This is a genomic window from Halobellus sp. Atlit-38R (assembly GCF_003665925.1).
Classification (GTDB): domain Archaea; phylum Halobacteriota; class Halobacteria; order Halobacteriales; family Haloferacaceae; genus Haloquadratum; species Haloquadratum inordinatus.
This window is the reverse complement of the sequence record NZ_QXIJ01000011.1, coordinates 34,529-59,297: the sequence shown is the minus strand read 5'-3', so window position 1 is coordinate 59,297 and position 24,769 is coordinate 34,529. Positions and strand designations below refer to the sequence as shown.

Here is a 24,769-nt window from a genome sequence, read left to right as displayed (position 1 = left end):
CGCCCGGAGAATAGCGGTAGCAATGTCGGCGTTATCGGACCTCCTAGGCGATCTCGTGTCGGACGTCGAGAGCGTATTTCTCTTCTCGCCGAGCAGTTCCCACTACGAGCGGTTCGCAGACGCCGATATCGACGAGGAACTGGTCGTCATCGCGCCCGAGAACGCCGTCGAGGCCGAGACGTACGTCGAACTGCCGCTGGAGTTCGACAACGTCAGCGACCGGATCAGATTCGGCGTCGAGGGCGCGCTCGAACAGGAACTCGTCGAGGAGAGCGACGTCGTCGCGTGCAGCGTCCGGGTCTTCGACGGCGACGCCGACGGTCTCGTTCGGGTCCGCATCGACGAGTCGATGCGCTCTGGCATCTACGACCTGTTCGCGAACTCGCGGGCGGATCCGAGCGTCATCCGCGACGTCTTCGAGGTCGCGATCGAACTCGGCAAGAAGGGACAGAAGGGCAAGCCGGTCGGCGCGCTGTTCGTCGTCGGCGACGCCGGCAAGGTGATGAACAAGTCCCGCCCGCTCAGCTACAACCCCTTCGAGAAGTCCCACGTCCACGTCGGGGACCCCATCGTGAACGTGATGCTCAAGGAGTTCTCCCGCCTGGACGGCGCGTTCGTCATCTCCGACTCGGGGAAGATCGTCAGCGCGTATCGCTACCTCGAACCGGCGGCCGAAGGGGTCGACATCCCGAAAGGGCTCGGTGCGCGCCACATGGCCGGCGCGGCGATCACCCGCGACACGAACGCGACGGCCATCGTGCTGTCTGAGTCCGACGGCCTCGTCCGGGCGTTCAAGGGCGGGCAGATCATCCTGGAGATCGATCCGGAGGAGTACTGATGACGGGGGAGGGCCTACTGTCGACACACACCGTGTTGCAGTTCGACCCCGGGCAGTTCCTCGACATCTTCGACGCCATCCCGCGTGCGGTCTGGGCCGCGCTACTCGTCGTCGTGGTCGGCCTGATCGCCGCCGCCGTGCTCGGCACGCTGACGACGCGCGCGCTCGTGCGGTTCGGCGTCCCCGAGGCGATCGAGGGCACAGCCTTCGAGCGGACGGCGCGTGAGTTCGATACCTCCACCGTCGAAGTACTCGGCACGCTCGTCCGGTTCTTCGTCCTCGGAATCACGTTCCTGGCGGTGCTTTCGGTGGGCAACGTCACCGTCGCAGCCAGTTTCTGGAGTCGCACAGTACAGTTCCTCCCGCAACTCTTCTTCGCGGTCATCATCCTCATCGTCGGCGTCGTCGTCGGCGACAAGGTCCAACTCGTCGTCGGCGAGCGACTCACCGGTATCAAACTCCCGCAGATCGGCGTCTTCCCGCGCCTCGCGAAGTTCTCTGTGTTCTACGTGGCCGTCCTGATCGCGCTATCGCAACTCGGCGTCGCCACGCTCGCGCTCGTCGTGCTCCTGGCCGCGTACCTCTTCGCGCTCGTGTTACTCGGCGGCATCGCGCTCTCGGAGCTGCTCAAATCCGGGGCCGCGGGGTCGTATCTCCTGTTGAATCAACCGTACGCGATCGGCGACGAGGTCCAGATCGGCGACGCGCGCGGCATCGTCCAGGAAGTGAATCTGTTCGTCACACACGTCGAGAACGACGGCGAGGAGTTCATCGTGCCCAACAGCACGGTGTTCGAGAAAGGCGTCGTTCGTATTCGGGAGTAGCTTCGCCGCCTCTCACCGGCGCTTCTGTCGTCGATGCCGCGCTCGTCACTCGCCGGTTCCGTCGTCGGTGCCGCGCTCGTCGCCGTTTTCGTGCTCGTTACTCGTCGCTGTCTGCTTCGTCCTCTGCACTCTCTCCCATCGGTCGCGCCGGGACGCCCGCGACGGTCGCGTTCGGCGGGACGTCCCGCGTCACGAGGGAGTTCGCCGCGACCTGTGCGCCCTCGCCGATCCGCACGCCCGGGAGGATCACCGCTTTCGCACCGATCATCGCGCGGTCGCCGACGACGACCTCCCCGGTCCGGTACTCGTCCTGTAAGAACTCGTGACAGAGGATCACCGAGTCGTAGCCGACGACGGCGTGATCGCCGAGCGTGATCAGTTCAGGCCAGAACACGTCCGGCGTCGCTTCCAGTCCCCAGGAGACGCCCCTCCCGACGGTCACGCCGAGACGGCGGAGCGCCCAGTTGCGGACCCGAAGTGAAGGAGCGATCCGGGCGATCCACACGAGGACGTAGTTGAGGGCGACGCGCCAGACCGGCTTCGCGTCCGTCCAGTACTGCAGCGAGTTGAGCGGTCCCGGCGTCGGATGCCGCTGGACGCGGCCGTGTCTGCGACCGTCGTCGGCAGCGGGGTCGTCCGCGTCGTCTGGAGAGTCGGCGTCGTCGCTCACGACCGCCCCTTCTCGGGCAGTGACCAAAAGGTTCGCTCGTCGGGCGCGTCCCGCAATAGGTGGCGAGCGCGTCTCGCAATCGTCAGCGAGCGTTTCTCGCGACGTTCCCCCGTCGTTACTCGCCGCGCAGTTCGGCCATATGGTCGATCCGGCGCTGGACGAGGTCAGGTTTCCCGACGTCGTGGCGCACGCGGAGTCCGTCGCCCGCAGCAGCGAGAGCGTCTTCGGCCTGCTTTTCGGCTTCGTCGATGGAGTCGGCGACGCCGACGACGGCGAACGAGCGGGAGGTCGTGGTGTAGAGGCCGTCCTCGCGCTCGTCGACGCTGGCGTAGAACAGCAGCGCGTCGCCGACGCTGTCCTCGTCGACGGTGATCTTCGCACCGCTCTTGGGGTCGGTCGGGTAGCCTTCCGGGACGGCGTACTTACAGACTGTCGCCTTGCCGGCGAATTCGAGCTGCGGGAGCGACTCGCCGTCGCGGGCCGCGGTCAGTACGTCGAGGAACGAGGTATCGAGGACGGGGAGCGTGTTCGTCGCCTCCGGGTCGCCGAAGCGCGCGTTGAACTCGACGACTTTCGGACCGTCGGCGCCGAGCATAAACTGCCCGTAGAGGACGCCTTTGTAGTCCGGCAGCGCGTCGACGGTCGCCTCCAGAATCTCGACCGCGTCGGCGTAGTCCGCGGCGGTCATAAACGGCAGTTCGGGGCCGGCGTCGCTGTAGCTTCCCATCCCGCCGGTGTTCGGTCCCTCGTCGCCCTCGTAGGCGCGCTTGTGGTCCTGCACGGCGGGCGTCGGCCGGACGTCGCCGTTCGCGACGAACGCCTGCACGGTGAACTCCTCGCCGACGAGGCGCTCTTCGAGGACGACCTGCTCGTAGTCGTTCTCGCGGAGGTACGTTTTCGCTTCTTCGGCGGTCACCTGGTCGCCGATGACCTTCACGCCCTTGCCGCCGGTGAGGCCCGCGGGCTTGACCGCGAGGTCGCCCTCGTAGTCGTCGATGTAGTCGCAGGCGGCGTCCATATCGTCGAAGACGGCGAAGTCGGGACAGCCCGGGATCGACTCGGACTGCATAAACTCCCGCTGGAACGCCTTGTCGGTCTCGATGCGGGCGGCGTCGGCGTCGGGACCGAAGGTGTAGACGCCGGCCTCGTCGAGCGCGTCGGCGACGCCGGCTTCCAGCGCCGATTCGGGGCCGATGATCGCGAGGTCGGCACCGACGTCGGTCGCGTAGGCGACGACCTCCTCGGCGGCCGTCTCAGCGATCGTCTCGAAGCCCTCGGCGAGCGCCGTGATACCGGGGTTGCGGTTGCTCGCACACGCGTAGAGGTCACACGCCGGATCGTCAGTCAGCGCGCGGGCGATCGCGTGTTCGCGTCCGCCGCCACCGACGAGAAGCACCGTCTCCGAGTCAGACATACCCGGAGGACATACACACGGGAGTGTAAAGGTTGCTCTTTTTCGGTATTCGTATATGCACGTTCGTGTAGTAGGGCGGCGGAAGAGGCACCCTCTCGAACGACCGCAACCGACGCGACAGCGACCACGACACGTCACACTGTTTTTGCACGGCAGCGTCGTACGGCCCGTATGGACGATCCCCTAGCTCGGAACCGACTCGACGAGGAGGAGAGCCCGTATCTCCGCCAGCACGCCGACAACCCGGTCAACTGGCAGCCGTGGGACGACGCCGCGCTCGCGGCTGCGGAGGCGACCGATCGGCCGATCTTCCTCTCGATCGGCTACTCGTCGTGTCACTGGTGTCACGTGATGGCCGAAGAGAGCTTCGAGGACGAGGAAGTCGCGTCCGTGCTGAACGAGTCGTTCGTCCCGATCAAGGTCGACCGCGAGGAGCGCCCCGACCTCGACCGGATCTATCAGACCATCTGCCAGCTCGTCGCCGGCGGGGGCGGCTGGCCGCTGTCGGTCTGGCTGACCCCCGAGGGCAAGCCGTTCTACGTCGGGACGTACTTCCCGAAGCGAGAGGATCAGCGGCGCGGAAACGCCCCCGGCTTCCTCGACATCTGTGGGTCCTTCGCCGCGTCCTGGGAGACCGACCGCGAGGAGATCGAGAACCGCGCCGACCAGTGGACCGACGCCTTGCGTGACCGCCTTGAGACGACCTCGACGAGCGGATCGACAGGCGGGGCGCCGGCCGGCGGGCCCGGGGCCGCGAGCGACGACGCCGACGACACGCTCGGCGCGGACGTGCTCGGCAACGTCGCGAAAGCGGCACTCCGAGCGACGGACGAGGAGTACGGTGGCTTCGGCTCCGGCGGACCGAAGTTTCCGCAACCGGGTCGGGTCGAGGCGCTCTTGCGATCCTACGTTCGGTCGGGAACCGAGGAGGCACTGTCGGCCGCGACCGGAACGCTGGACGCGATGGCCGCCGGTGGCCTCTACGACCACGTCGGCGGCGGCTTCCACCGCTACGCGACCGATCGGGAGTGGACCGTCCCGCACTTCGAGAAGATGCTGTACGACAACGCCGAACTGCCGCGGATCTACCTCGCGGCGTACCAACTCACCGGCCGCGAGACGTACGCGACGATCGCTCGCGAGACGTTCGCGTTCCTCGATCGGGAGTTCCGGCACGACGACGGCGGGTTCTACAGCACGCTCGACGCCCGCAGCGAAGGTGACGAAGGGAAGTTCTACGTCTGGACGCCCGAGGAAGTCGCGGCCGCCATCGACGACGAGCGCACGGCCGAGATCGCGTGCGATCGCTTCGGCGTGACCGACGGCGGGAACTTCGAGGGATCGACGGTGCTCACCATCGCAGCGTCGATCCCCGACCTCGCCGAGCGGTACGACTGCTCGGAATCGGAGATCGTCGACCGGCTCGACGAGGCCCGCGAGGCGCTGTTCGAGGCGCGCGAAGAGCGCGTGCGGCCCGCCCGCGACGAGAAGATCCTCGCGTCGTGGAACGGCCTCGCGATCTCCAATCTCGCTCGCGGCGGCCTCGTCCTCGGCGACGACACCTACACGGACCTCGCGGTCGACGCGCTCTCGTTCGTGCGCGAGCACCTGTGGGACGCCGACGAGCAGCGACTCGCCCGGCGCTACAAGGACGGCGACGTCAAGGGAACGGGCTATCTCGACGACTACGCCTTCCTCGCGCGCGGCGCGTTCGAGGTGTATCAGACGACCGGCGACGTCGACCACCTCGCGTTCGCGCTCGATCTGGTCCGAGTCGTCGTCGCGGAGTTCTACGACGCCGACGCCGGGACGCTGTATCTGACGCCCGCGGACGGGGAGTCGCTCGTCACGCGCCCCCAGGAGCTACAGGATCAGTCGACGCCGTCGAGTGCCGGCGTGGCAGCGTCGCTGCTGGTCGATCTGGACGCCTTCGCGCCCGAGGAGGGCTTCGCAGACGTCGCCGACGCAGTGCTCGACACCCACGCGAACCGGGTCCGCGGACGGCCGCTCGAACACGTCTCGCTGGCGCTCGCGGCGGAGAAGCGCGCCCGCGGCGGGACCGAAGTGGTGATCGCCGCCGACGTGTCGACGGATGGGAGCGACGCGGCGGCCGGGACCGCTGCTCGTGGAGCGGTCGGCCTGCCCGAGTCCGTCCGAACGGCGCTCGCCTCGACGTATCTCCCGGACGCCGTCGTCTCTCCCCGTCCGCCGACGGACGACGGCCTCGCCGCGTGGCTCGACGTGCTCGGCGTCGACGACGCGCCACCGGTCTGGAAGGGCCGCGAGCAGCGCGACGGCGAGCCGACAGTGTACGTCTGTGAGGGTCGCACCTGCTCGCCGCCGACACACTCGCTATCGGAGGCACTCGATTGGTTCGAGAGCGAGGTCGGCGGCGATCCCGAGCTGGATACACTGGAGACCGACGACCTCTCGCTCGACGACGTCGACGGACTCGACGTTCGGAGCGGAGAGAAGAGCAGCGGAAACGGCGAGAACGGCGAGTAAGACGACGAAGCGTAGCGCGGTTTCCGCCGACAGCGAAGTAGTAAGAGTTTCGTTCTATGACGAAAGTCGGCAACCAATGGAAGGTGGCACTCGACTGTCCAGTCTCGCCCGCCATCTTCTCCTGGGATTCGTCGGCGTCGTCGTCCTGTATCTCGTCCAGACGCAGAACTACCTGCTCTTTCACAGCATCGTCGAACTATTCAGTATCACCGTCGCGTTCGCCGTCTTCACCGTCGTCTGGAGCGCACGCGACGAACTCGGCAATCAGTTCTTCGCCATCCTCGGCGTCGGCTACCTGTTCGTCGGCGGTGTCGACCTGCTACATACGCTCGCGTACAAGGGGATGGGCGTCTTCCCCGAGGCCGGGGCCGACCTCCCGACGCAACTGTGGATCTTCGCGCGCTATCTCGAAAGCGCGACGCTCGTCGGCGCCGGAGCGCTCGGCGTCGTCTCCAAGTCCGAGCATCCGCCGCTGCGCGAGTGGAGCGACGGGTTCATCTCGGCGCTCGTCGGCGGCTACGCGACCGTCGTCGCGCTGGGCCTCGGTTCGATGTTCGTCTTCGATCTGTTCCCGCGCGCCTACGTGGCCGGGCAGGGCCTCACCGATTTCAAGATCCTCAGCGAGTACATCATCATCGGCCTCCTGACGTCCTCGCTGTTCCTGTTGCGCCAGCAGCGAGACCGGTTCGAATCGCCTGTCTACAAACTGCTGGCCGCCGCAATCGTGCTCGGTGCCGTCTCGGAACTGGCCTTCACCGCCTACATCGACGTGTACGGCATCTCGAACGCCGTCGGGCACTTCCTCAAGTTCGGGTCGTTCTATCTGGTCTACCTTTCGGTCGTCAAAACCGGGATCACGGAGCCACAGAAGACCCTCTACCGGGAGTTAGCGCGGCGTGAAGACGAGGCCCGAAAGTTCGAGCAGGCAGTCGAGCACTCGGGGCACGCCGTCGTCATCACGGATCGAGCGGGGACGATCCAGTACGTCAATCCGGCGTACGAGGCGATGACGGGCTATACGGAAGACGAACTGCTCGACGAGAATCCGCGGATACTGAAATCTGACGAACACGAGGACGCGTTCTACGAGGAGATGTGGGCGACGGTGCTCGCCGGCAACGTCTGGGAGAGCGAAATCGTCGACGAGCGAAAGAACGGCGAGCAGTTCGTCGTCAATCAGACGATCGCTCCGATCACCGACGACGGCGGCGAGATCGAGCACTTCGTGGGCGTCCACAAAGACATCTCCGAGCGCAAGAAACAGGAACAGGAACTCCTGCAGCGCTACGAGTTGCTGTTCGACAGCATCCGTGACGCAATCGTCGTCGCAGACACCGACCGCCGGATCACGAACGCGAACTCGGAGTTCACCAGTCTGTTCGGATACGACCTCTCGGACGTCGCCGGCAAGTCGGTGAAGGTCCTCTACGAGGACGACGCTGAGTTCGAACAGATGGGCCGAGCGATCGGCGACCACGCCGACGAGCGGCGGTTCTCCCAGACGATCGGCTACGAGAAGAAGTCCGGACAGGTCTTCCCCGGGGAGACGACCGTCTTCTACCTCCGGGACGCGGACGACGACGTTGTCGGAGTCATAAGCCTCATTCGAGACGTTTCTGAGCGGGAGAACCGCATCCAGCAGTTGCAGATACTCGATCGGACGCTCCGGCACAACCTCCGGAACGATATGAACATCATCCAGGGGTACGCGGACGTCATCCAGCACACCGGGTCGGGCGGTGCCACCGAGAACGCGCAGGAGATTATCGACGCCAGCGATCGCATCATCGAGAACGTGAGCAAGCAGCGCGAGGTGACGAATCTGCTCTCCGAGCCGCAGCCCCGCAAGAGCGTCGATCTGTCGACGGTGGTCGAGGCTGTCGTCTCGAACATCCGAGAGCAGTACCCCGACGGCGACGTGTCGCTGACCGCCCCCGATGAATGCACGGTCCGGACTCTCCCGTCGATTTCACGGGCGGTCGAGGAACTGATCGAGAACGCGCTCGTTCACACGGACCGTCCCAATCCGGGTGTCGACGTCACCGTCAAGTGCGGCGAGGAGACGATCGAGATCCGGGTGGCAGACGACGGTCCTGGCATCCCCGAGATGGAACGGGACGTGCTGCGCAAAGACCAAGAGATCGGCCCGCTGTATCACGGCAGCGGCATCGGCCTCTGGCTGGTCAATCTGGTCGTCCAGCAGTCCGACGGCGTGTTGACCTTCGAGGAGAACGACCCTCGTGGCAGCGTCGTGACGATTCGACTGCCTACCAATTGAGCGGTCGACTGTCCGTCAAGTGAGACGTGTGTGCGGGTGAGAGACGGGGGAGAGTAGCGCTACGCTTGCAGTCGCTCTGCGAGATACGTCGCGATCGGGACCGCCTCGGTTTCGACGTACCGTGCGACTTCCTCGCCGTCGCGTTCGACGACGACCGTCGGGATCAGTTCGATGCCGTACTCCTCGACGAGCGGGCCGGTCTTGCTCCCGTCGTCCTCCTTCTCGACCGGGTAGTGATGGACGCACTCCTCGGGAACGCCGGCAGCATCGAGCGCGGCGGCGAAGTCCGGGAGTTGGCCCCGGCAGTCCCCGCACCAGTCGCCACCCCAGACGCGGAAGACGAGGTCGTCAGCGGCGAGTGCCTCGACCGCGTCCTCGTGGGCGTCGGCGTTCCACGCGGGGTTCGGCTGCATCGTTTCGAGCGTTCCCGAGGCCGTCTCGGGTTCCGAATCGGCTTCTGACATACGCGGCGTTACGACAGCCGAGCGGGTAAAGTTCGCGATGGCTGTCGGTCACAACGACCTGGACCCCCGTCAGTCTGTGAGACCGGCACTGCGTGGCCAACGTCGTCACCGTCTTGTGCCCGACCGACGAAGGACGGCGTGATGAACGGGAACGTGCTGGAGACCATCGGCTCGCCGCTGGTCCGCGTCGACTCGCCCGAGGGGGCGACAGTCGCAGCGAAGATCGAATCGAAGAACCCCGGCGGCTCGGCGAAGGACCGCCCCGCGCTCGCGATGGTCGAGCGCGCCGAGCGCGAGGGTGAGATTACACCCGGTGACGCGCTGGTCGAACCGACGAGCGGGAATACGGGGATCGGCCTCGCGGTCGTCGCCGCGGCGAAAGGCTACGACCTCACGGTCGTGATGCCCGGGTCGAAGTCGCCCGAGCGCCGCCAGATTATGAAGGCCTACGGGGCCGACATCGAACTCGTCGACGGTGACATCTCCACGGCGAAGGACCGTGCGGATGAACTGGAAGCCGAGCAAGGAATGGTCCAGCTCCGACAGTTCGAGAACCCCGCGAACCCCCGGGCGCACTACCTGACCACGGGCGAGGAGATCCTCGAACAGATCGGCGACCGCACCGTCGACGCCCTCGTCGCGGGCGTCGGTACCGGCGGCACGATCACCGGTATCGGGCGGCGACTCCGCGAGGCGTTCCCCGAGATGGAGATCGTCGCGGTCGAACCCGCCGACAACGCCGTCCTCTCCGGCGGCGAACCGGGCATCGACGACTTCCAGGGGATGGGACCGGGCTTCGTCAGCCCGAATCTCGACACGGATCTCCTCGACGACGTCGAGACCGTCACGATCGACGACGCGGAGGCCGAGTGTCGCCGCCTCGCCCGCGAGGAGGGCATCCTCGTCGGGCAGTCGTCCGGAGCCTCGAATCTTGCCGCCAAGCGCGTCGCCGAGCGCATCGCTGACCCCGATGCGAACTGCGCGGACCCGGAACCGGGATACGTCATCGAGGACCCGGACGCGCCCGCTCCCGCCGAACACGACACGGCAGACGAGACGGACGCCGACGACTGCCCGCTCGTGATCACGGTCTTCTGGGACAGCGGCGAGCGGTATATGTCGACGGGAATGTTCGACGCGGAGTAGTTCTGATCGGCCGCCGTCCAGCGGAGGCGTCGGCAGCCGAAGACTTTGAGCGAGCGTCGATGCTCCATTTCGAGATATCAAATTCGAGAAATCGAAGGACGGCGACGTGATATCACGAACCTGTCGCCGACGATGTTTCGCTAATACTGGACTCCGAGTGAATATTCTCTGCCGTATTTATAAGCTAGGACAACAGAACTGTTGCATCTTCCCCCAAACGCTCCCAATATCGGTAAGAGGATATAAGTATCAGGACGGAGAATTGTCTTAGTGCCGGGGTGCCTCTGACAACCGGCAATTAGCCGATGGTTCGGCTACGGTATTAGCCCGGTCGACGACGTTCGATCGGAACCGACGGCCGAGTCAACGGCCGACCGTCCGCGCCGGCCTTGCCCGGACCGGCGCGGCGTGTCCGTATTGCGTCTTCTCACAGCACCGTTCGAACCGCTTCGAGCACTGCCGATCGCAGCGTCTCTGCGTCCGGTCCGGAAACGAGGTGTGCTCGACAGTCGCAGTCGGACGCGCCAAATCCCTCGGTCGGTGACGACGCGAGCTCTCGGCTCGCATCCGCCCCTCGCGGTTTCGTCGGACTGCCGTCGGATAATTTCTGATCGGCGTCCGCCATCCGCAGCAACTCCCGTGCGAGGCGGCATTCGGCGTCTGCGTCGGGTGCGGCGACGACGCTGTCCAGCGAGACTCCGGGATGGCCACCTAGGTAATCGACGTGCCAGTGTGTGACGTCGTGCTCGCCGGCAGCGACGCGGCGGTGGCGGTCGACGCGGCCCAGACCGTTCGAACCGAACGCGCTGCCGACGTAGGCGTACGCCCCCGCCGGGAACGTCGTCGTCCCGAGCGCCCCCACCGAGATCGTCGCCGCAGTACTGAGTTCGAATACGAGTGCGTACGTCCCCGGCGGTGCATCGCCAGCCCCGATGTCGAGCGCGTCTTTGCCCTCGGCGATGGCGTCAGGACCGACGACGACGCAGTCTGCCGACGCTGCTGTCGACACGGCACTGGAATCCTCGCCGGGCATCGCTCAGGCGAGTGCCTCCGGTTCCGGCTCGGCCGCTTCGACGAGCCCATCGAACAGCGCTTCGGCGTCGTCGTCGAGCGGGTAGATCTCGTGGTAGTCGTCGGGGTCGCGTCCGCGCCCGCTCGCGGCCCCGACGACCTTGGCGATCCGGTCGTAGTTGTCGCGGACGAGCGAGCCGACGATGCCGGGCGTCCCGGCTCGCTCCGCCAGTTCCTCGGCCGCGGAGCGGCCGGCGTAGACGCGTTTTCGGCGACGGTCGACGAGGAACATCGCGAACGGCTCCTCCCCGAACTGGGCGTCGAGGAACGTCTGGGCCGCCTCGTCGTACCACGAGATCGCGCCGACGTCGTCGAGGCGCTGGAGCGCTCGCGCGGCGATCGAGCAGTAGGGACACTCCCCGTCGTAGATGAGTACCGCGTCGTACTCGCGCATATTCGGAGTTAGAACCGTGCGGGCAAAACCGTGCTGGGCGATCGGGTCGTCGGTCGCGTAGTCCGGGACGCCGCGGCGGGTGACCGCTGCCGGAGCCACCTGCGACGACCGTAACGGTCAGGTCGCTGTCGTCCTGACAGAGGATATCGTGGACGAACTCCTCGCGCAATTGAAGTCGCGTCCGTACTATGCGGAACAGATACGCGATCACCGCCGTGTCGACGGGCGCGAGGCTGTCTACGCCGACGTCGACCTCGAATCGCGGTTGGCGGGCGTGCTGTCGGATCGCGGCATCGACCGGCTCTATCGCCACCAGGCGGCGGCCATCGACGCCGTTCGCGGCGGCGAGAACGTCGTGCTCGCGACGCCTACGGCGAGCGGGAAGAGTCTCGCCTACACCGTCCCGGCGTTCGAGCGCGCGATGGATCACGGCGGCCGGACGCTGTATCTCGGCCCGCAGAACGCCCTCGTCGCGGATCAGCAGGAGACGCTCTCGGATCTGGCACACGGGCTCGGCTTCGGGAGCCGCGTCTCCGTCGACCAGTACACCGGACGGCTGTCGAAGTCGGAGAAGCGCGACGTGCGCGACCGACGCCCGACAGTGCTGCTGTCGAACCCGGATATGCTCCATTACGCGCTGCTCCCCCACGCCCACCGGCTCTGGGAGTGGTTCTTCGGCTCCCTGGAGACGGTCGTGGTCGACGAGGTCCACGGCTATCGCGGCGTCTTCGGCAGCCACGTGGCGCTGACGCTCCGGCGATTGAACCGGATCTGCGAACGGTTCGGGAGCGATCCGCAGTACGTCTGCTGTTCGGCGACCATCGGCAATCCGATCGAGCACGCCGCGCGCGTGACCGGTCGCGACGCGGGGACGTTCCGTCTCGTCGACGACGACGCGAGTGCGACCGGGGCGAAACACTGGCTGCTGTGGAATCCCCCGGAGTACCGGAACGACGAGAGAGACGGCAGCGGAGGCGGAGGTGACAGCAGCGGGACCGGAGGCGGCGGCAGCGGTCGCCGCCGGTCGAGTCACGTCGAGACGAAGAACCTCTTCGTCGACCTCGTCGCCCGCGGCTACCAGACCCTCGCGTTCACGCGGGCGCGACAGACGGCCGAGCGGTACGCGACAGAGAGCGCCGCAGACCTCAGAGAGCGCGGCAAACACGACGAAGCGGCGTCGGTGACGGCCTATCAGGCCGCGCTGAAGCACGACCGCCGGCGCGAGATCGAAGCGGGACTGCACGACGGGTCGGTCCGCGGCGTCTGGTCGACGAACGCCCTAGAACTCGGCGTCGACGTGGGGGAACTCGACGCCGTGCTCATCGACGGCTACCCGGGCACGCGGATGTCGGCGTTCCAGCAGGCCGGACGGGCCGGGCGCGGCGACGACGACGCGCTGGTGGTGCTGATCGGCGGCGAGGACCAACTCGATCAGTACCTCCTCAAACATCCCGCGGAGTTCTGGGACGGCGATCCCGAACGGGCCGTCTGCGACCCCGAGAACCAGGAACTCCTGCCCGATCACGTCGCCTCCGCGGCCGCGGAAAACTGGCTGAAAACGGGCGACGAAGCGCACTTCGGCGAGGCGTTCCCGGACGTCGTCGCGTCGCTGCTCGAAGACGGACGGCTCGAACGCCGCGAGACCGAGCGCGGCATCCGCTGGCTCCACGACGGCGACGGGAGCCCTCAACACGAGATGAGCCTCCGGACGATCGAGACCCGCGAGGTCGACCTTCTCGACGCGCGCTCGAACGAGGTGTTATCGTCGCTCTCGTTCGCGGACGCGCTGCGCGACGCCCACGAGGGCGCGATCTACCACCATCAGGGGACGACGTACGAGGTGACCGAACTCGACCTCGACCGCGACACCGCGCTGTTGCAGCCGACCTGGGCGGACTACTACACCCGCGTCCTGCACGACAAGACGATAACGGTCGAGAAAGACCGGCGAGCGAAGTCGCTGTCGGCCCGCCCCGACACGGAGGTCCGGTTCGCCGAGGTGACGATGCGAAAGCAGATCACCGGCTTCGAGCGACGCGATCCGCGGCGCGGCGAGGCGATCGGCCGCGAGACGCTCGACCTCCCGGAGACGACGCTGCGGACGACGGCGCTGTACGTGACCGTCCCCGAAGACGTCGAGCGGGAGGTGCGGGAGATGGGCGGCGAGTACGGCTTCAACGGCGGCATCCACGCCGCCGAGCACGGGATGATCTCGCTGTTCCCGCTGTCGTTCCTCTGTGACCGCGGCGACATCGGTGGGCTCTCGACACCGTATCACCCACACACGGGCCAGTCGACGATCTTCGTCTACGACGGCTATCCGGGCGGCGTCGGGTTGACCGAGAGCGGGTACGGTGAGATCGAGACCGTGCTCTCCCGCACCCGGACGATGATCGACGACTGCGACTGCGAGGACGGCTGTCCGGCCTGCGTGCAGTCGCCGCACTGCGGGAACGCGAACGACCCGCTCGCGAAGGCCGAAGCGATCCACCTACTGGACGCACTCAGCACGTGAGCGCATCGCGCCGAACGGACCTCACTCGGCGCGGAACCTCGAACGGGCTAGTAGCAACTGAAAGCGTACGAAAGCACTCGGTCGACGACGAGCAGGGAAGCGACCGCCGGGAGGACGACCAGGAGTGCGGCTCTCGGCTCGAGTACCCCGAGTGCGACGATGAGCGTCGTCGCGCAGGCTGGCGGATGCACCACGTTTCCGAATCGCATTCCGGTGGTGGTGAGCGCGACCGCGCCGACGCCGCTCACGAGCAGCCACGGCGGGTCGAACACGAGCGGCGACGAGGGGACGGCCACGACGGCGGTGACGCCGAGATACGCCACGAGCCCGGCAGCGACGCCGACAGCGTGCCCGCCGACGACCGTCCGATCGGATGGACCGGGAGGATCCGTCGAGAGCACGAACGCGGAGGGGCCGAGACTCGGAAACACCGCGGGGGCACCCGAGGCCCACGCCACAGCGGCCGCGAGTGTGAGCAAGACGCCCGCGCGGAGACCCACCGCGACGTCAGCTCGCGTATTCGTTCCCGACACGGCTCTACCACGTCGTTCGGGCGGGAAGAACGCCGCGATCGTGACTCCCTCAGGGGCGGCGACTACAGAGCGACAAGATTTTTAGGGTGGCCTAAAGAGCTAGCGGTGATGAAGCAGGATGTCTGTGTCGTGGTGCCGACCATCCGCGAGTACGACTGTATGCGGACGTATTTCGAGAACGCGCGCGAGCACGGCTTCGACCTCGATCGACTGTTCGTCCTCCTCGTGACCGAGGACTTCTGTGACGTCGAAGCGATGGAGCAGATGCTCGACGAAGAAGGCGTCGACGGCGCGGTCTACGACGGGTCGCGGCGCGAGGCGTGGTTCGAAGAGCAGGGGCTCTCGGCGTATTCCCACCTGATCCCCGCTGCGTCGCACGCCCAGACCAGTTTCGGACTGCTCTATATGTGGGCGCACCCGCGGTTCGAGCGCGGCGTGTTCATCGACGACGACACGCTGCCGCACGAGGAGTGGGACTTCTTCGGCCGTCACCTGGCGAACCTCGACCGCACCGACGAGGTCGAGTCCGTCCGCTCGGACGAGCGTTGGGTGAACGTGCTCTATCAGAACGCCGACGAGCACGGCCTCTACCCGCGCGGGTACCCCTACTCCGCGATGGACGAGGCGGTCGAGACCGGCCGCAGCGAACTCAGCGACGTGGTCGCCTCCCAAGGCCTGTGGACGAACGTCCCCGACCTCGACGCCGTCCGAATCCTGATGGACGGCGACCTGCAGGGCCAGGCACAGACGCGCACGAGACACGAGGACTTCGAGGGCGACTTCGTCGCCGAATCGGGCCAGTATCTGACGGTCTGTTCGATGAATCTCGCGTTCGAGCGCGAGGTCATCCCCGCGTTCTATCAGTTGCCGATGGACGACAACGAGTGGGACGTCGGCCGCTTCGACGACATCTGGTCGGGCGTGTTCCTCAAGCGCGCCGCCGACCTCCTGGAGAAAGACGTCGTCAACGGCTACCCGCTCTGTGAACACAACAAGGCGCCGCGGCCGACGTTCGACGACCTGAACAACGAGGTGCCGGGCCTCGAACTCAACGAACACGTCTGGGAAGTCGTCGACGCCGTCGGCGACGACGCCGACTCTTGGACGGCCGCCGCCGACGCGATGGCACGGGCGTTCGCCGAGGGAGACTTCTCCGAGTGGAACAACGGTGCGTTCCTGAATCACTGCGGCGAGTACTGGCTCGACTGGCTCGACTGTCTCTCGGAGATCGAGGAATCGAACGCCGAACCGCCGCGCGACGCCGCCGTCGCCGACGACTGACCCACAGCGTTTCGGGTCAGACGCTCGATGTCGACCTCGTAGCTTCCTTTTCAGCCGAATCTTTCGTCGTCAGGCCGGACAGATCACGTACGTGAACCGGAAGGTATATAGGTTTTAGGCGGGCCTAAATTCAGTATGGACGGATCAGACAACACGTCCCGGACGCGCCGCCGCTTCCTCCAGGCGGCCGCGGCGGCGGGCGTGGCCGGCGTCGCCGGCTGCAACACGCCGGGAGGCGAGACGACCGAGACGGAAACGGACACCGCTGGCGGCGAGGAGACGGCTCAACAGATCGGTTCCGGTCGTTCGCCGTTCGGCGAGCGGGACCTCTCCGCCGGTGTGTCGATGGCGGAGATGCCCGACCTCGAAGGCGAACTGACGCTGTACTCCGGACGCGGTGAGGCGCTCGTCGGCGAACTGATCAGTTTCATCGAGGACCGCTACCCCGACTTCACCGTTCGGCCGCTGTACAACTCCGCGGCCGAACTGGTCAACCAGATCATCACGGAAGGACAAAACAGCCCCGCTGACGTCTTCTACTCGGTCAACGCCGGTTCGTTGGGTGCGCTCGCGGACCGCGACCGAACCCAGGCTCTCCCCCAGGACGTTCTCGATTTCGTCCCCTCGAACTTCCGCGACCCGGACGGCTCGTGGATCGGAACGTCCGGCCGGGCGCGCTCGGTCCCCTACAACACGAACACGTTCTCGGCGTCGGACATCCCGACGAGCATTATGGCCTTCCCCGAGACCTCGGCCTTCCAGGACCAACTCGGGTGGGCTCCCACGTACTCCTCGTTCCAGGCGTTCATCACCGCGATGCGCATCCTCGAAGGCGACGAGGCGACGCGGCAGTGGCTCACCGGGATGCAAGAGCTCGGCGTGAGCCAGTACGGCGACGAGTTCCAGGTCGCACGCGCGGTCGCCGACGGCGAGATCGCCGCCGGCCTGACGAACCACTATTACATCCAGCGCGTGCTCGCACGCCGCGGCACCGGGACGCCGCTCCGGACCGCGTTCACGCAGAACGACGCCGGTGCGGTGTTCAACGTCGCGGGCGCGGCCGTCCTCGACACCGCCGACGACGCCACGCTCGCCTCGAACTTCGTCCGACACCTCCTCTCGGCGGAAGCGCAGGACTACTTCGCGCGGACGACCTTCGAGTACCCGCTCGTCCCCGAGATCGAGCCGATCGGCCGGCTCCCGTCGATCGACGAGTTGAACCCGCCCGAGGATATAGACCTCTCACAACTGTCGGATCTCGAAGGAACGATCGATCTGCTTCGAGATACCGGCGTCCTCTAAGGGGCTGAAACGCCTACGATGGCCACAGAACACCGGACGAGCGCGGACGACGACGCGGACGAAGAGACCCAACTCCCGCTCGGAGTCTCGATCGCCGCAGCCGCGGTGTCGGCCGCGGTGCTCCTTCCGATTCTGTGGCTGGTGAAGACCGGGCTCGACGTCGGTTTCTCGGAGGCGATCGCGCTTCTCACGCGACCGACGACGCTCGAAGTGTTCGTCAACACGACCGTTTTAGTCACGCTGACGACGGCCGCGTGCGTCCTGATCGGCGTCCCGCTGGCGTACCTGACAGTCCGGACGAACCTCCCGTTCCGCCGCTTCTGGACGATCGTCGTCTCGTTGCCGCTCGTCATCCCGAGCTACGTCGGAGCGTTCGCGTTCGTCTCGGCGTTCGGGCCGCAGGGGAGTTTTCAGCGACTCCTCGCACCGCTGGGCGTCGAGAAGATCCCGGAGATCTACGGGCTCGAAGGATCGATACTGATCCTCACGCTGTACACCTACCCCTACGTCTACATCACCGCGCGGGCGTCGCTGAAGTCGATGGACACGACGCTCATCGACGCCGCGCGGACGCTCGAACACGACCGCTGGGAGACGTTCAAGCGGGTGACGCTCCCGCAGATCCGCCCGGCGGTCGCCGCGGGTGCCTTGCTCTCGGGGCTGTACGCGCTCGCCGACTTCGGGACACCCTCGATTATGCGCTACGACGTGTTCACGCGTGTCATCTTCGTCGAGTTCGGCACGTTCGGCCGCGACACCGCGACGCTGCTCTCGCTGCAGTTAGTGGCGGTGACGCTCTTCATCCTCTGGCTCGAGGCGCGCGTCCGCGGCGAGGAGCGGACCACGGCCGGGGGCCGTTCGCGCGGGGTCGTCTCCCTGGGCAAGTGGCGGTACCTGGCGATGGGGTTCGCCGCGCTCGTCGCCGGCTTGGCGCTGGTCGTCCCGGTCGTGATCCTGCTGTCGTGGCTCGGAACCGCGTCGACGGCGGTGAATCAGTCGCTGGCGTTCCAGTGGTCCTACGTGACCAACTCGGTCGTCGTCGCGGCCGCGGCCGCCGCCGTCGCCGTCGTCGCCGGCCTGCCGGTCGCGTACCTTTCGGCGAGATACGACGGCCTGCTTCCGACGGCGTTCGAGCGCGTCAGCTATATCGGCTACGCGGTTCCGGGCGTCGTCCTCGGCCTCGCGCTCGTGTTCTTCGGGAGCCAGTACGCGACGCCGATCTACCAGACGCTGTACTTACTCGTGTTCGCGTACGTGATCCGGTTCCTACCGCAGTCGGTCGGCTCGCTCCGGGCGTCGTTCCTCTCGGTCGACCCAGCGCTTCCGGAGGCCGCCCGCACGCTCGGTCGGACCTCCGTGGGGGCGTTCCGGTACGTCACGCTCCCGCTGGTCGCACCGGGGCTGTTCGGCGGGGCGGCGCTCGTGTTCCTGACGACGATGAAGGAACTACCGGCGACGCTTCTGCTGCGACCGTCGGGTTTTACCACGCTCGTCACACATATCTGGACAGCATATGAATCGGGGTACTTCGGACAGGCGGCAGTGCCAGCGCTGGTCCTGCTCTTCGTGTCGGGGCTCTCGATGCTCGTGATTCTCAGACAAGAGGGATACGATGTCAAATAGCACGCAAACACCGGTGGAGTCGAACGCGAAGTACCGAACTGACACAGCCAGCGACGGACAGACGGAGCCGTTGACGGCCGGTGTCGGTGAGGAGGTCGTCCTCGAATTAGACGACCTACAGAAGTCCTACGGCTCCGAGCCGGTCGTCGAGGGCCTCTCGCTATCGGTCCGCGAGGGTGAGATTCTGACCCTCCTCGGTCCGTCCGGCTGTGGGAAGACGACGACGCTCAGGCTCATCGCGGGGCTCGAACGACCCAACGGCGGCGCGGTGCGGCTGAACGGCCGCTCGGTTTCGGGATCGACGTTCGTGCCGCCCGAAGAGCGCGGCGTCGGCGTCGTCTTCCAGGAGTTCGCCCTCTTCCCGCACCTCACCGCCCGCGAGAACATCGCCTTCGGGCTGAAAGACCGGCCGAAAGACGAAGTCGACCAGCGCGTCGACGAACTCCTCGAACTGGTCGACCTAGCTGGGCAGGGCGATAGCTATCCCGATCAGCTCTCGGGGGGCCAACAGCAGCGCGTCGCCCTCGCGCGCTCGCTCGCTCCCGAACCAGAGATCCTCCTCTTAGACGAGCCGTTCTCGAATCTCGACGTCGACCTCCGCGTCGAGATGCGTGAGGAGGTCCGCCAGATCATCAAAGAGACGGGCGTGACCGCCATCTCGGTCACGCACGATCAGGAGGAGGCGCTCTCGATTTCCGATCGCGTCGCCGTAATGAACGACGGGGAAATCGAGCAGGTGGGCGACCCAGAAGGCGTCTTCCAGCACCCCGAATCGCGGTTCGTCGCCGCTTTCCTCGGCTATGCGAGCTTCATTCCCGGCTACGTCTCCGGCGACGTCGTCGAGACCGACCTGGGCACCGTCCCGCGGGACCAGATCCACGGGCTCGCTCCGGAGTACGACCGCACGCGCGTCGACCTGCTCGTCCGCCCCGACGACGTGAGCGTCCGCCGACTGGACTGTGAGGGCGTCGAAGCCTGCGGCAACGTCGTCGCTCGCCGATACCTCGGCCCGACGTTCCTGTATGAGGTCGAACTCGACACCGGCGAGTCCGTCCAGTGTATGCACAACCACGACGAGAACATCCCCGACTCGGGCCCCGTCGGCCTCGAACTCGACGCCGACCACGAACTCGCGTGGTTCCCGCGCGAACAGCGCCCCGAAGACGACTCCCGGTACAGCGATTGATCCGTGTCCCGGCGACGACCCCTCTCGTCCGCCGGACGCGCCCTCTCACAGCGGCTTCGTGCCGCCGCGCGTGATGCGCCCGAACGAGTCCTCGCCGTCCTCCTCGCGGTCGCCGTCGGTGCACTCGTCTACTACCTGGCGATCGATCTCTTTCCGTACCACTCGGTCAACGACGACGAGGGCGTCTACCTCTATCAGGCCGCGATGTTGCTGGAGGGGACGCTCTTTCTCCGCCCCGGCGACATCCCGTGGGCGGCGGTCCGGCCGTGGTTCTTCGTCGTCGAGGGTGGCGGCGAGAACGTCCGGATGTACGGCAAGTACTCGCCGGTCGCGCCGGCAATCTTCGCCGTCGGACGGGTCCTCGGAGACTGGAACATTTCACTCGGCCTCGTCGCCGCCGGCACCGCTCTCGGGGTCTACACCCTCGGCGCGGCGGCCTTCGACCGACGGGTGGGACTGCTCGCAGTGCTCGCGCTCGCGGGGTCGCCGCTGTTTCTCCTCACGTCGTCGACGTTTTTCTCGTATGCTCCGACGACGCTCCTGAACGTCGCCTTCGCCGTCGCCTACATCCGCGCCGCGCGGACCGGGAGCCTGCGGTGGGGAGCAACCGCGGGCACGGCGATCGGAGTGGCGTTCTTCGCTCGCCCCTACACGGCCGTCCTGTTCGCGCTCCCGTTCATCGGCCACACGCTCGTCTCGCTCGGCGTCTCGTGGCGGCACGCGGGGTGGACACCCCAGTTCCGAGGCGTGCTCGCCCGCGCGCTCGCCATCGCGGTGCCCGGTGCGGCGTTCGTCGGCGTCGCGCTCGCGTACAACGCAGTCGTGACGGGCGACCCGCTGGTCTTCCCCTATGCGGCGTTCGCGCCGAACGACGGCATCGGCTTCGGCCCCCACGAGATCCTCAACTACGAACGGGACTACACGCCTGCGCTGGCGGCCGAGACGACCGTCACGATCACCGAGTACTTCTTCACCGAGTGGGTGACGGCCGGCCGAATCGGCACCGCACTCGCCGCCGTCGGCGTCGGTGCCGCGGCGTGGCGCGATCGCGGGCGGATTCGAAGATGGGCCGGGACGCCGAGTTCGCTCGGTAGCGGCACTCTAGAGCAGCGATTCGATCCCGCAGACGGGATGCAAAGCTGGGAGGCCGCTGCCGTCCTCCTCGCGATCGTCCCCTCGGTGTTCCTCGGCGAGGCGTACTTCTGGGGGACACACAACGGCCTCCGAAACGGCCTCATCGATCTCCTGGGGCCGTTCTACCACTTCGATGCACTCGTTCCGGTCGCGATATTCACCGCCGCAGGAGCCGCGTTCCTCGCGCGTGGCGCCGTCTCGACGCTCCGCGCCTACACCACGCGCCGCCGCGCCCGACTCGCGCTCCTCGTCGGCCTCGTCCTCGCCGCACCGGTCGTCGCCTCCGCGGAGCTGGCCGTCGTCGAGGAACCGTTCGCGGCGAACGCCCAGCGCACCGATAGTCTCGAAGCGACCTACGAACCCTTCGAGGAACGCTCGTTCGACCACGCGCTCGTGTTCACGCCCGATCCCTACGGCGACTGGCAGGCCCATCCCTTCCAGTACCTCCGCTACGATCCCGGCTACGACGGCGACGTGGTGTACGCGACAGACGGCGGTCCCGACCGCGACCTCGCCGTGTTGGCGGCGACGAACCGGACGCCGTATCGCTTCACGTATCGGGGCGTCTGGACCGGCGCGGCGACGCCCGTGAACCCAGAGATCCAGCGCCTTCGCGTTCTCGACGGCGATGCGGTCCGGGCACAGACGACGCTCGGGATTCCGGCGGAGGCGACGAGCGTGAGCGTCCGCGTCGAGACGCCCGAGGGCTACGCGCGCTACGCGGTCCCCGACGCGGCGCGGACGAACGAGACGGTCACCGTCGCGTGGCGAATCGGCCCCGACGCGGCCCGCGCGGAGAATCTGCGCTTCGAGGGCGGCTCGCGGTTCCGCAACGTGCCGCTGGCGGCGGACGGGCGCGGCGAGGTCGACCTGGTCGTGACCTTCGTCGGCGTCGGTGGATCGAGCATCACCTACCGGCAGGAGGCGACCGTCGAGTCGACCCCGGAGGGCGTTCGCGTCGTCTGGCCGCCCGAGACGCGTATCTGTCGGCTGACGACGGAGTGTGGCTCAGAAGGTACGTGGGTCGGTCCCGACGGCGACTACGTCGCCGGAGTGTCTGTCGCGACGAACGCGAGCGTCGTCTGATCTTCACATCGTTCTGTCCGACAGTGTAGCGTTCAGAGCGGACCGGTGAAACTGAGCTGGAGAAGACCCTCGCGGACCGCGTACTGTAGGCGCTCGTCGAGCGGCATCTCACCCCAGTCGTCGGGGCGTTCGGCCTCGGGCACCTCGTCGAGACGCTCGACGAGCGATTCGTGGAGGAACCGCCCGTTCTCGCCGCAGTCCGGACAGGTCAGGATGATAAGACGGACCCGGTAGGGGCGGTCTTCCACACGCCCACAGTGCGGGCAGACGTACGAGTCAGTCACTGGATCGCGGTACGAGCCGAGGTAACTCGTATCTGTGGGTTTCGGCTCGAGCGCAAACGCGAGGGAGTGGCGTCATTTCGCGCGGAAGACGGCCACGTCGTCGACTTCCAGGCCCGCAGCTGTCGCACGCGACTCTCCGGTGATCAGATCCGTCGCGTCGACGTCGCGGTCGTCGAGCGTCACTGTCGCCGGATCGGCCGCGAAGTTGAGAACGCAGACGTAGGTGTCGTCGAGTTCGCGGGCGAACGCGACCGCGCCGTCGGCGTCGGTCTCGTAGTCGATCCGTTCGAGCGCGCCCTCGTAGCCGAGTGCGGGAATCTCCGAACGGATGTCGAGCAGGCGTTCGTAGTGGTCGGAGAACTCCTCGCGGGCGTGGTTCCACGCGAGGGCGTCGCGGCGGCCGCGCTGGCCGAGTTCCTGGCCGCCGTAGAGCATCGGAACGCCGGGGAGCGTGACCAGTGCACCCGCGGCAGCCATCGCGGCCTCGTCGCCGCACTCGACGACGTACCGCGTTTCGTCGTGGTTCTCGATGTAGAGCATAAACGCCGCGTGCGGCGGGAAGCCGACGCCAGCGCGCTGGTCGACCGCGTCGAGAATCGCCTCGGCGGGGGCGTCGCCGCGGCCGACCTGCCGCAGCGTGAAGTACAGCGTGGTGTCGAAGTGCATATCGAACATCCCGTCGTGGAAGTCCGCCACGTAGGGGATGGTCTCGTCCAGCAGGAGGAACTCGGGGTCACGGGACTTCACTCGCTCGCGGAGTTCCCGCCAGAAGGTGTCGGGGACGGCCCAGGCCATATCGCACCGAAACCCGTCTGCGACCTCGAACCACGTGTCGACCGCATCGAGGAGGTGCCGGCGGACCGAGAGGTTCGCGAAGTTCCAGTTGGCGATGTACTCCCAGTCGAAGTACGTCTCGGGTTCGCCGCTGTCCTGCCAGTCGTACCAGTCGTGGTACTCGGAGTCGGGATTGCGGTAGGCGTCCTGAAAGAACGGGTGGTCCCGCGCGGAGTGGTTCAAGACGAGATCGAACAGAACCTTCATCCCGCGGTCGTGGGCGGCCGCGACGAACTGCTCGTAGTCCTCTCGGTCGCCGAGGTCCTCGGCGATGCTGAAGAAGTCGGTGATGTTGTAGCCGTGCGGCGCGTGATCGTTCTCGAGCACCGGCGTGAGCCACAGGCAGTCGACGCCGAGGTCGGCGAGGTAATCGAGCCGTTCCTCGATGGCCTCGAAGACTGTCTCGGATTCGATCTCGGCTGGGTCACCCGCGAAGCCCCGGACGTAGATCTCATACAGCGTGACGTCTTTCGCCCACTCCGGCGGGTCGTTCGGTCGGACGACCTCGAAGGCGTGTCGCTCCTCGACGACGGCCCCCGAATCGGTGTCTGCACTCTCGGCCGGCCGGGGCTCCGACGGGAGCGTGACGGCGCGCCCCTCGCCGCTGCCGTCGGGGACGACCTCCCGGCAGAATTCGATGGTGTCGGGGACGCTGTAGGCCTCCGCGACCGCGACACCGTGGATCCGAACGCGGTCGCCGACTGCCACGGTCGGGATCCGGAGTTCCCAGCCCTCCGTGTCGATTTTGCTCTCGTCGACGTCGTCGCGGTCGTCGACGAGGAACTCGACGGCCATCTCCTCGCGGTCGACGTCGCTGTCGGGATGCGGTTGCGGGTCCGCGCGAACGACGAGCGTACTTCCTTCGACGCTGCCTCTGAGTTGGATGCGTGGTCGACCGCCGCCGCCGCTCCCGGATCTGGCCCCCGACCCTGATCCGGAGACGCCGCCGCTCTCGCCGGGTCGCCGTCCCGACCCGCTCTGGAAGCCGCTCCAGCCACTCACACCGCTGGCGCCGCTGACGCGGTCCGCGGGAGCGAGTTCGCCCGGGAACGCGCGGATAGTGAGTCGGTGGATGCCGTCGGGTGCGTCGAGTTCGAGTTCGAACGTACCCGCAGCGTCGGGGACGAACTCGACGACCGGCTCGTCGTCGGGGAGTTCGGCCGTGCTCGCCGCCGGTGCGCTCCGAACGCGCCAGCTGTACGTCGCCTCCGGATCGGGGTCCCGAGGCGCGAGCTGAACGGATTCGCCGACCGCGACGAAGCGAGGGGGGCCTGGGTGTTGCATACTGATGTCAACGATTCCTCGGGACTTTGTCTTTGCCCCGCCCTCTGACGTCTGTTTTCATCGATCGTTTCAAATTCCGCGGGAGCGGTTACAACAAGGAGAG

General features: G+C 66.8%; 19 protein-coding genes. 11 read left to right on the top strand and 8 right to left on the bottom strand.

Translation table 11 applies throughout. The features are described from left to right. Positions 1-22: 22 nt before the first annotated feature. Positions 23-838, top strand: a complete 816-nt coding sequence (gene dacZ, locus D3D02_RS14025; protein WP_121570618.1) for a diadenylate cyclase — start codon at positions 23-25, stop codon at positions 836-838. Continuing rightward, positions 838-1,662 (top strand): mechanosensitive ion channel domain-containing protein, encoded by an 825-nt coding sequence (locus tag D3D02_RS14020; protein ID WP_121570617.1) that lies wholly within the window; start codon positions 838-840, stop codon positions 1,660-1,662. Before dacZ ends, D3D02_RS14020 begins: the two co-directional genes overlap by 1 nt. Before the next feature lie 97 nt (positions 1,663-1,759). Here D3D02_RS14020 and D3D02_RS14015 read toward each other — a convergent pair whose 3' ends face one another. Both D3D02_RS14015 and purD read right to left on the bottom strand, forming a co-directional pair. Beyond that, positions 1,760-2,332, bottom strand: coding sequence for a DapH/DapD/GlmU-related protein (locus tag D3D02_RS14015; RefSeq protein ID WP_121570616.1), 573 nt, complete (start codon positions 2,330-2,332; stop codon positions 1,760-1,762). A 115-nt stretch (positions 2,333-2,447) separates the two neighbouring features. Beyond that, complete coding sequence (purD, locus tag D3D02_RS14010; RefSeq protein WP_121570615.1) at positions 2,448-3,746, bottom strand: phosphoribosylamine--glycine ligase; 1,299 nt, start codon at positions 3,744-3,746, stop codon at positions 2,448-2,450. Positions 3,747-3,917: 171 nt separating this feature from the next. Between purD and D3D02_RS14005 the strand changes: the two genes are divergently transcribed. Continuing rightward, positions 3,918-6,251: a thioredoxin domain-containing protein gene (locus D3D02_RS14005; protein WP_121570614.1), complete on the top strand. Its 2,334-nt coding sequence runs from the start codon at positions 3,918-3,920 to the stop codon at positions 6,249-6,251. 76 nt (positions 6,252-6,327) lie between these two features. Further along, positions 6,328-8,529, top strand: coding sequence for an MASE3 domain-containing protein (locus D3D02_RS14000; protein ID WP_121570613.1), 2,202 nt, complete (start codon positions 6,328-6,330; stop codon positions 8,527-8,529). A gap of 59 nt (positions 8,530-8,588) precedes the next feature. On the opposite strand, the gene D3D02_RS13995 is transcribed toward D3D02_RS14000, so the two are convergent. Then, positions 8,589-8,993 carry a thioredoxin family protein gene (locus D3D02_RS13995; protein WP_121570612.1) on the bottom strand — a complete coding sequence of 135 codons (405 nt, stop codon included), beginning with the start codon at positions 8,991-8,993 and terminating at the stop codon, positions 8,589-8,591. Positions 8,994-9,134: 141 nt separating this feature from the next. Here D3D02_RS13995 and D3D02_RS13990 point away from each other — a divergent pair, with 141 nt between their 5' ends. After that, positions 9,135-10,139, top strand: coding sequence for a PLP-dependent cysteine synthase family protein (locus D3D02_RS13990; RefSeq protein ID WP_121570611.1), 1,005 nt, complete (start codon positions 9,135-9,137; stop codon positions 10,137-10,139). A gap of 427 nt (positions 10,140-10,566) precedes the next feature. On the opposite strand, the gene D3D02_RS13985 is transcribed toward D3D02_RS13990, so the two are convergent. Together D3D02_RS13985 and D3D02_RS13980 are read right to left on the bottom strand one after the other, a co-directional pair. Next, a complete protein-coding gene (locus D3D02_RS13985; protein WP_121570610.1) occupies positions 10,567-11,172 on the bottom strand; it encodes a DUF123 domain-containing protein in 606 nt (201 codons plus the stop codon). Between the two features lie 3 nt (positions 11,173-11,175). Continuing rightward, entirely contained in the window at positions 11,176-11,604 is a 429-nt protein-coding gene (locus D3D02_RS13980) for a DCC1-like thiol-disulfide oxidoreductase family protein (RefSeq protein WP_121570655.1), read from the bottom strand. A 148-nt stretch (positions 11,605-11,752) separates the two neighbouring features. Between D3D02_RS13980 and D3D02_RS13975 the strand changes: the two genes are divergently transcribed. After that, positions 11,753-14,119 (top strand): DEAD/DEAH box helicase, encoded by a 2,367-nt coding sequence (locus D3D02_RS13975; protein ID WP_121570654.1) that lies wholly within the window; start codon positions 11,753-11,755, stop codon positions 14,117-14,119. A 47-nt stretch (positions 14,120-14,166) separates the two neighbouring features. Here D3D02_RS13975 and D3D02_RS13970 read toward each other — a convergent pair whose 3' ends face one another. Continuing rightward, positions 14,167-14,652, bottom strand: a complete 486-nt coding sequence (locus D3D02_RS13970; RefSeq protein ID WP_121570609.1) for an HPP family protein — start codon at positions 14,650-14,652, stop codon at positions 14,167-14,169. 108 nt (positions 14,653-14,760) lie between these two features. Here D3D02_RS13970 and D3D02_RS13965 point away from each other — a divergent pair, with 108 nt between their 5' ends. From D3D02_RS13965 to D3D02_RS13945, 5 genes are all read left to right on the top strand, one after another. Continuing rightward, entirely contained in the window at positions 14,761-15,933 is a 1,173-nt protein-coding gene (locus tag D3D02_RS13965; protein ID WP_121570608.1) for an alpha-1 4-glucan-protein synthase, read from the top strand. A gap of 135 nt (positions 15,934-16,068) precedes the next feature. Then, a complete protein-coding gene (locus D3D02_RS13960) occupies positions 16,069-17,235 on the top strand; it encodes an iron ABC transporter substrate-binding protein (RefSeq protein WP_121570607.1) in 1,167 nt (388 codons plus the stop codon). An 18-nt stretch (positions 17,236-17,253) separates the two neighbouring features. Continuing rightward, positions 17,254-18,858, top strand: a complete 1,605-nt coding sequence (locus D3D02_RS13955) for an iron ABC transporter permease (protein WP_121570606.1) — start codon at positions 17,254-17,256, stop codon at positions 18,856-18,858. After that, entirely contained in the window at positions 18,848-20,044 is a 1,197-nt protein-coding gene (locus D3D02_RS13950) for an ABC transporter ATP-binding protein (RefSeq protein WP_121570605.1), read from the top strand. Before D3D02_RS13955 ends, D3D02_RS13950 begins: the two co-directional genes overlap by 11 nt. Before the next feature lie 3 nt (positions 20,045-20,047). Beyond that, positions 20,048-22,264 carry a glycosyltransferase family 39 protein gene (locus D3D02_RS13945; RefSeq protein WP_121570604.1) on the top strand — a complete coding sequence of 739 codons (2,217 nt, stop codon included), beginning with the start codon at positions 20,048-20,050 and terminating at the stop codon, positions 22,262-22,264. Positions 22,265-22,296: 32 nt separating this feature from the next. On the opposite strand, the gene D3D02_RS13940 is transcribed toward D3D02_RS13945, so the two are convergent. Continuing rightward, positions 22,297-22,548, bottom strand: a complete 252-nt coding sequence (locus D3D02_RS13940; RefSeq protein ID WP_121570603.1) for a hypothetical protein — start codon at positions 22,546-22,548, stop codon at positions 22,297-22,299. Positions 22,549-22,620: 72 nt separating this feature from the next. Beyond that, the gene (gene malA / locus D3D02_RS13935; RefSeq protein ID WP_121570602.1) at positions 22,621-24,666 is read right to left on the bottom strand and encodes an alpha-amylase MalA; all 2,046 of its coding nucleotides are present in this window, start codon (positions 24,664-24,666) and stop codon (positions 22,621-22,623) included. Between the last annotated feature and the right edge of the window lie 103 nt (positions 24,667-24,769).

Bases quoted from the DNA above. Each gene is read 5' to 3' on its own strand.
- D3D02_RS13955 (WP_121570606.1), top strand. From the start codon at position 17,254: ATGGCCACAGAACACCGGACGAGCGCGGACGACGACGCGGACGAAGAG.
- D3D02_RS13980 (WP_121570655.1), bottom strand. From the start codon at position 11,604: ATGCGCGAGTACGACGCGGTACTCATCTACGACGGGGAGTGTCCCTAC.
- D3D02_RS13960 (WP_121570607.1), top strand. From the start codon at position 16,069: ATGGACGGATCAGACAACACGTCCCGGACGCGCCGCCGCTTCCTCCAG.
- D3D02_RS13985 (WP_121570610.1), bottom strand. From the start codon at position 11,172: ATGCCCGGCGAGGATTCCAGTGCCGTGTCGACAGCAGCGTCGGCAGAC.
- D3D02_RS13950 (WP_121570605.1), top strand. From the start codon at position 18,848: ATGTCAAATAGCACGCAAACACCGGTGGAGTCGAACGCGAAGTACCGA.
- D3D02_RS14020 (WP_121570617.1), top strand. From the start codon at position 838: ATGACGGGGGAGGGCCTACTGTCGACACACACCGTGTTGCAGTTCGAC.
- D3D02_RS14005 (WP_121570614.1), top strand. From the start codon at position 3,918: ATGGACGATCCCCTAGCTCGGAACCGACTCGACGAGGAGGAGAGCCCG.
- dacZ (WP_121570618.1), top strand. From the start codon at position 23: ATGTCGGCGTTATCGGACCTCCTAGGCGATCTCGTGTCGGACGTCGAG.
- malA (WP_121570602.1), bottom strand. From the start codon at position 24,666: ATGCAACACCCAGGCCCCCCTCGCTTCGTCGCGGTCGGCGAATCCGTT.
- D3D02_RS14000 (WP_121570613.1), top strand. From the start codon at position 6,328: ATGGAAGGTGGCACTCGACTGTCCAGTCTCGCCCGCCATCTTCTCCTG.
- purD (WP_121570615.1), bottom strand. From the start codon at position 3,746: ATGTCTGACTCGGAGACGGTGCTTCTCGTCGGTGGCGGCGGACGCGAA.
- D3D02_RS13990 (WP_121570611.1), top strand. From the start codon at position 9,135: ATGAACGGGAACGTGCTGGAGACCATCGGCTCGCCGCTGGTCCGCGTC.
- D3D02_RS13995 (WP_121570612.1), bottom strand. From the start codon at position 8,993: ATGTCAGAAGCCGATTCGGAACCCGAGACGGCCTCGGGAACGCTCGAA.
- D3D02_RS13965 (WP_121570608.1), top strand. From the start codon at position 14,761: ATGAAGCAGGATGTCTGTGTCGTGGTGCCGACCATCCGCGAGTACGAC.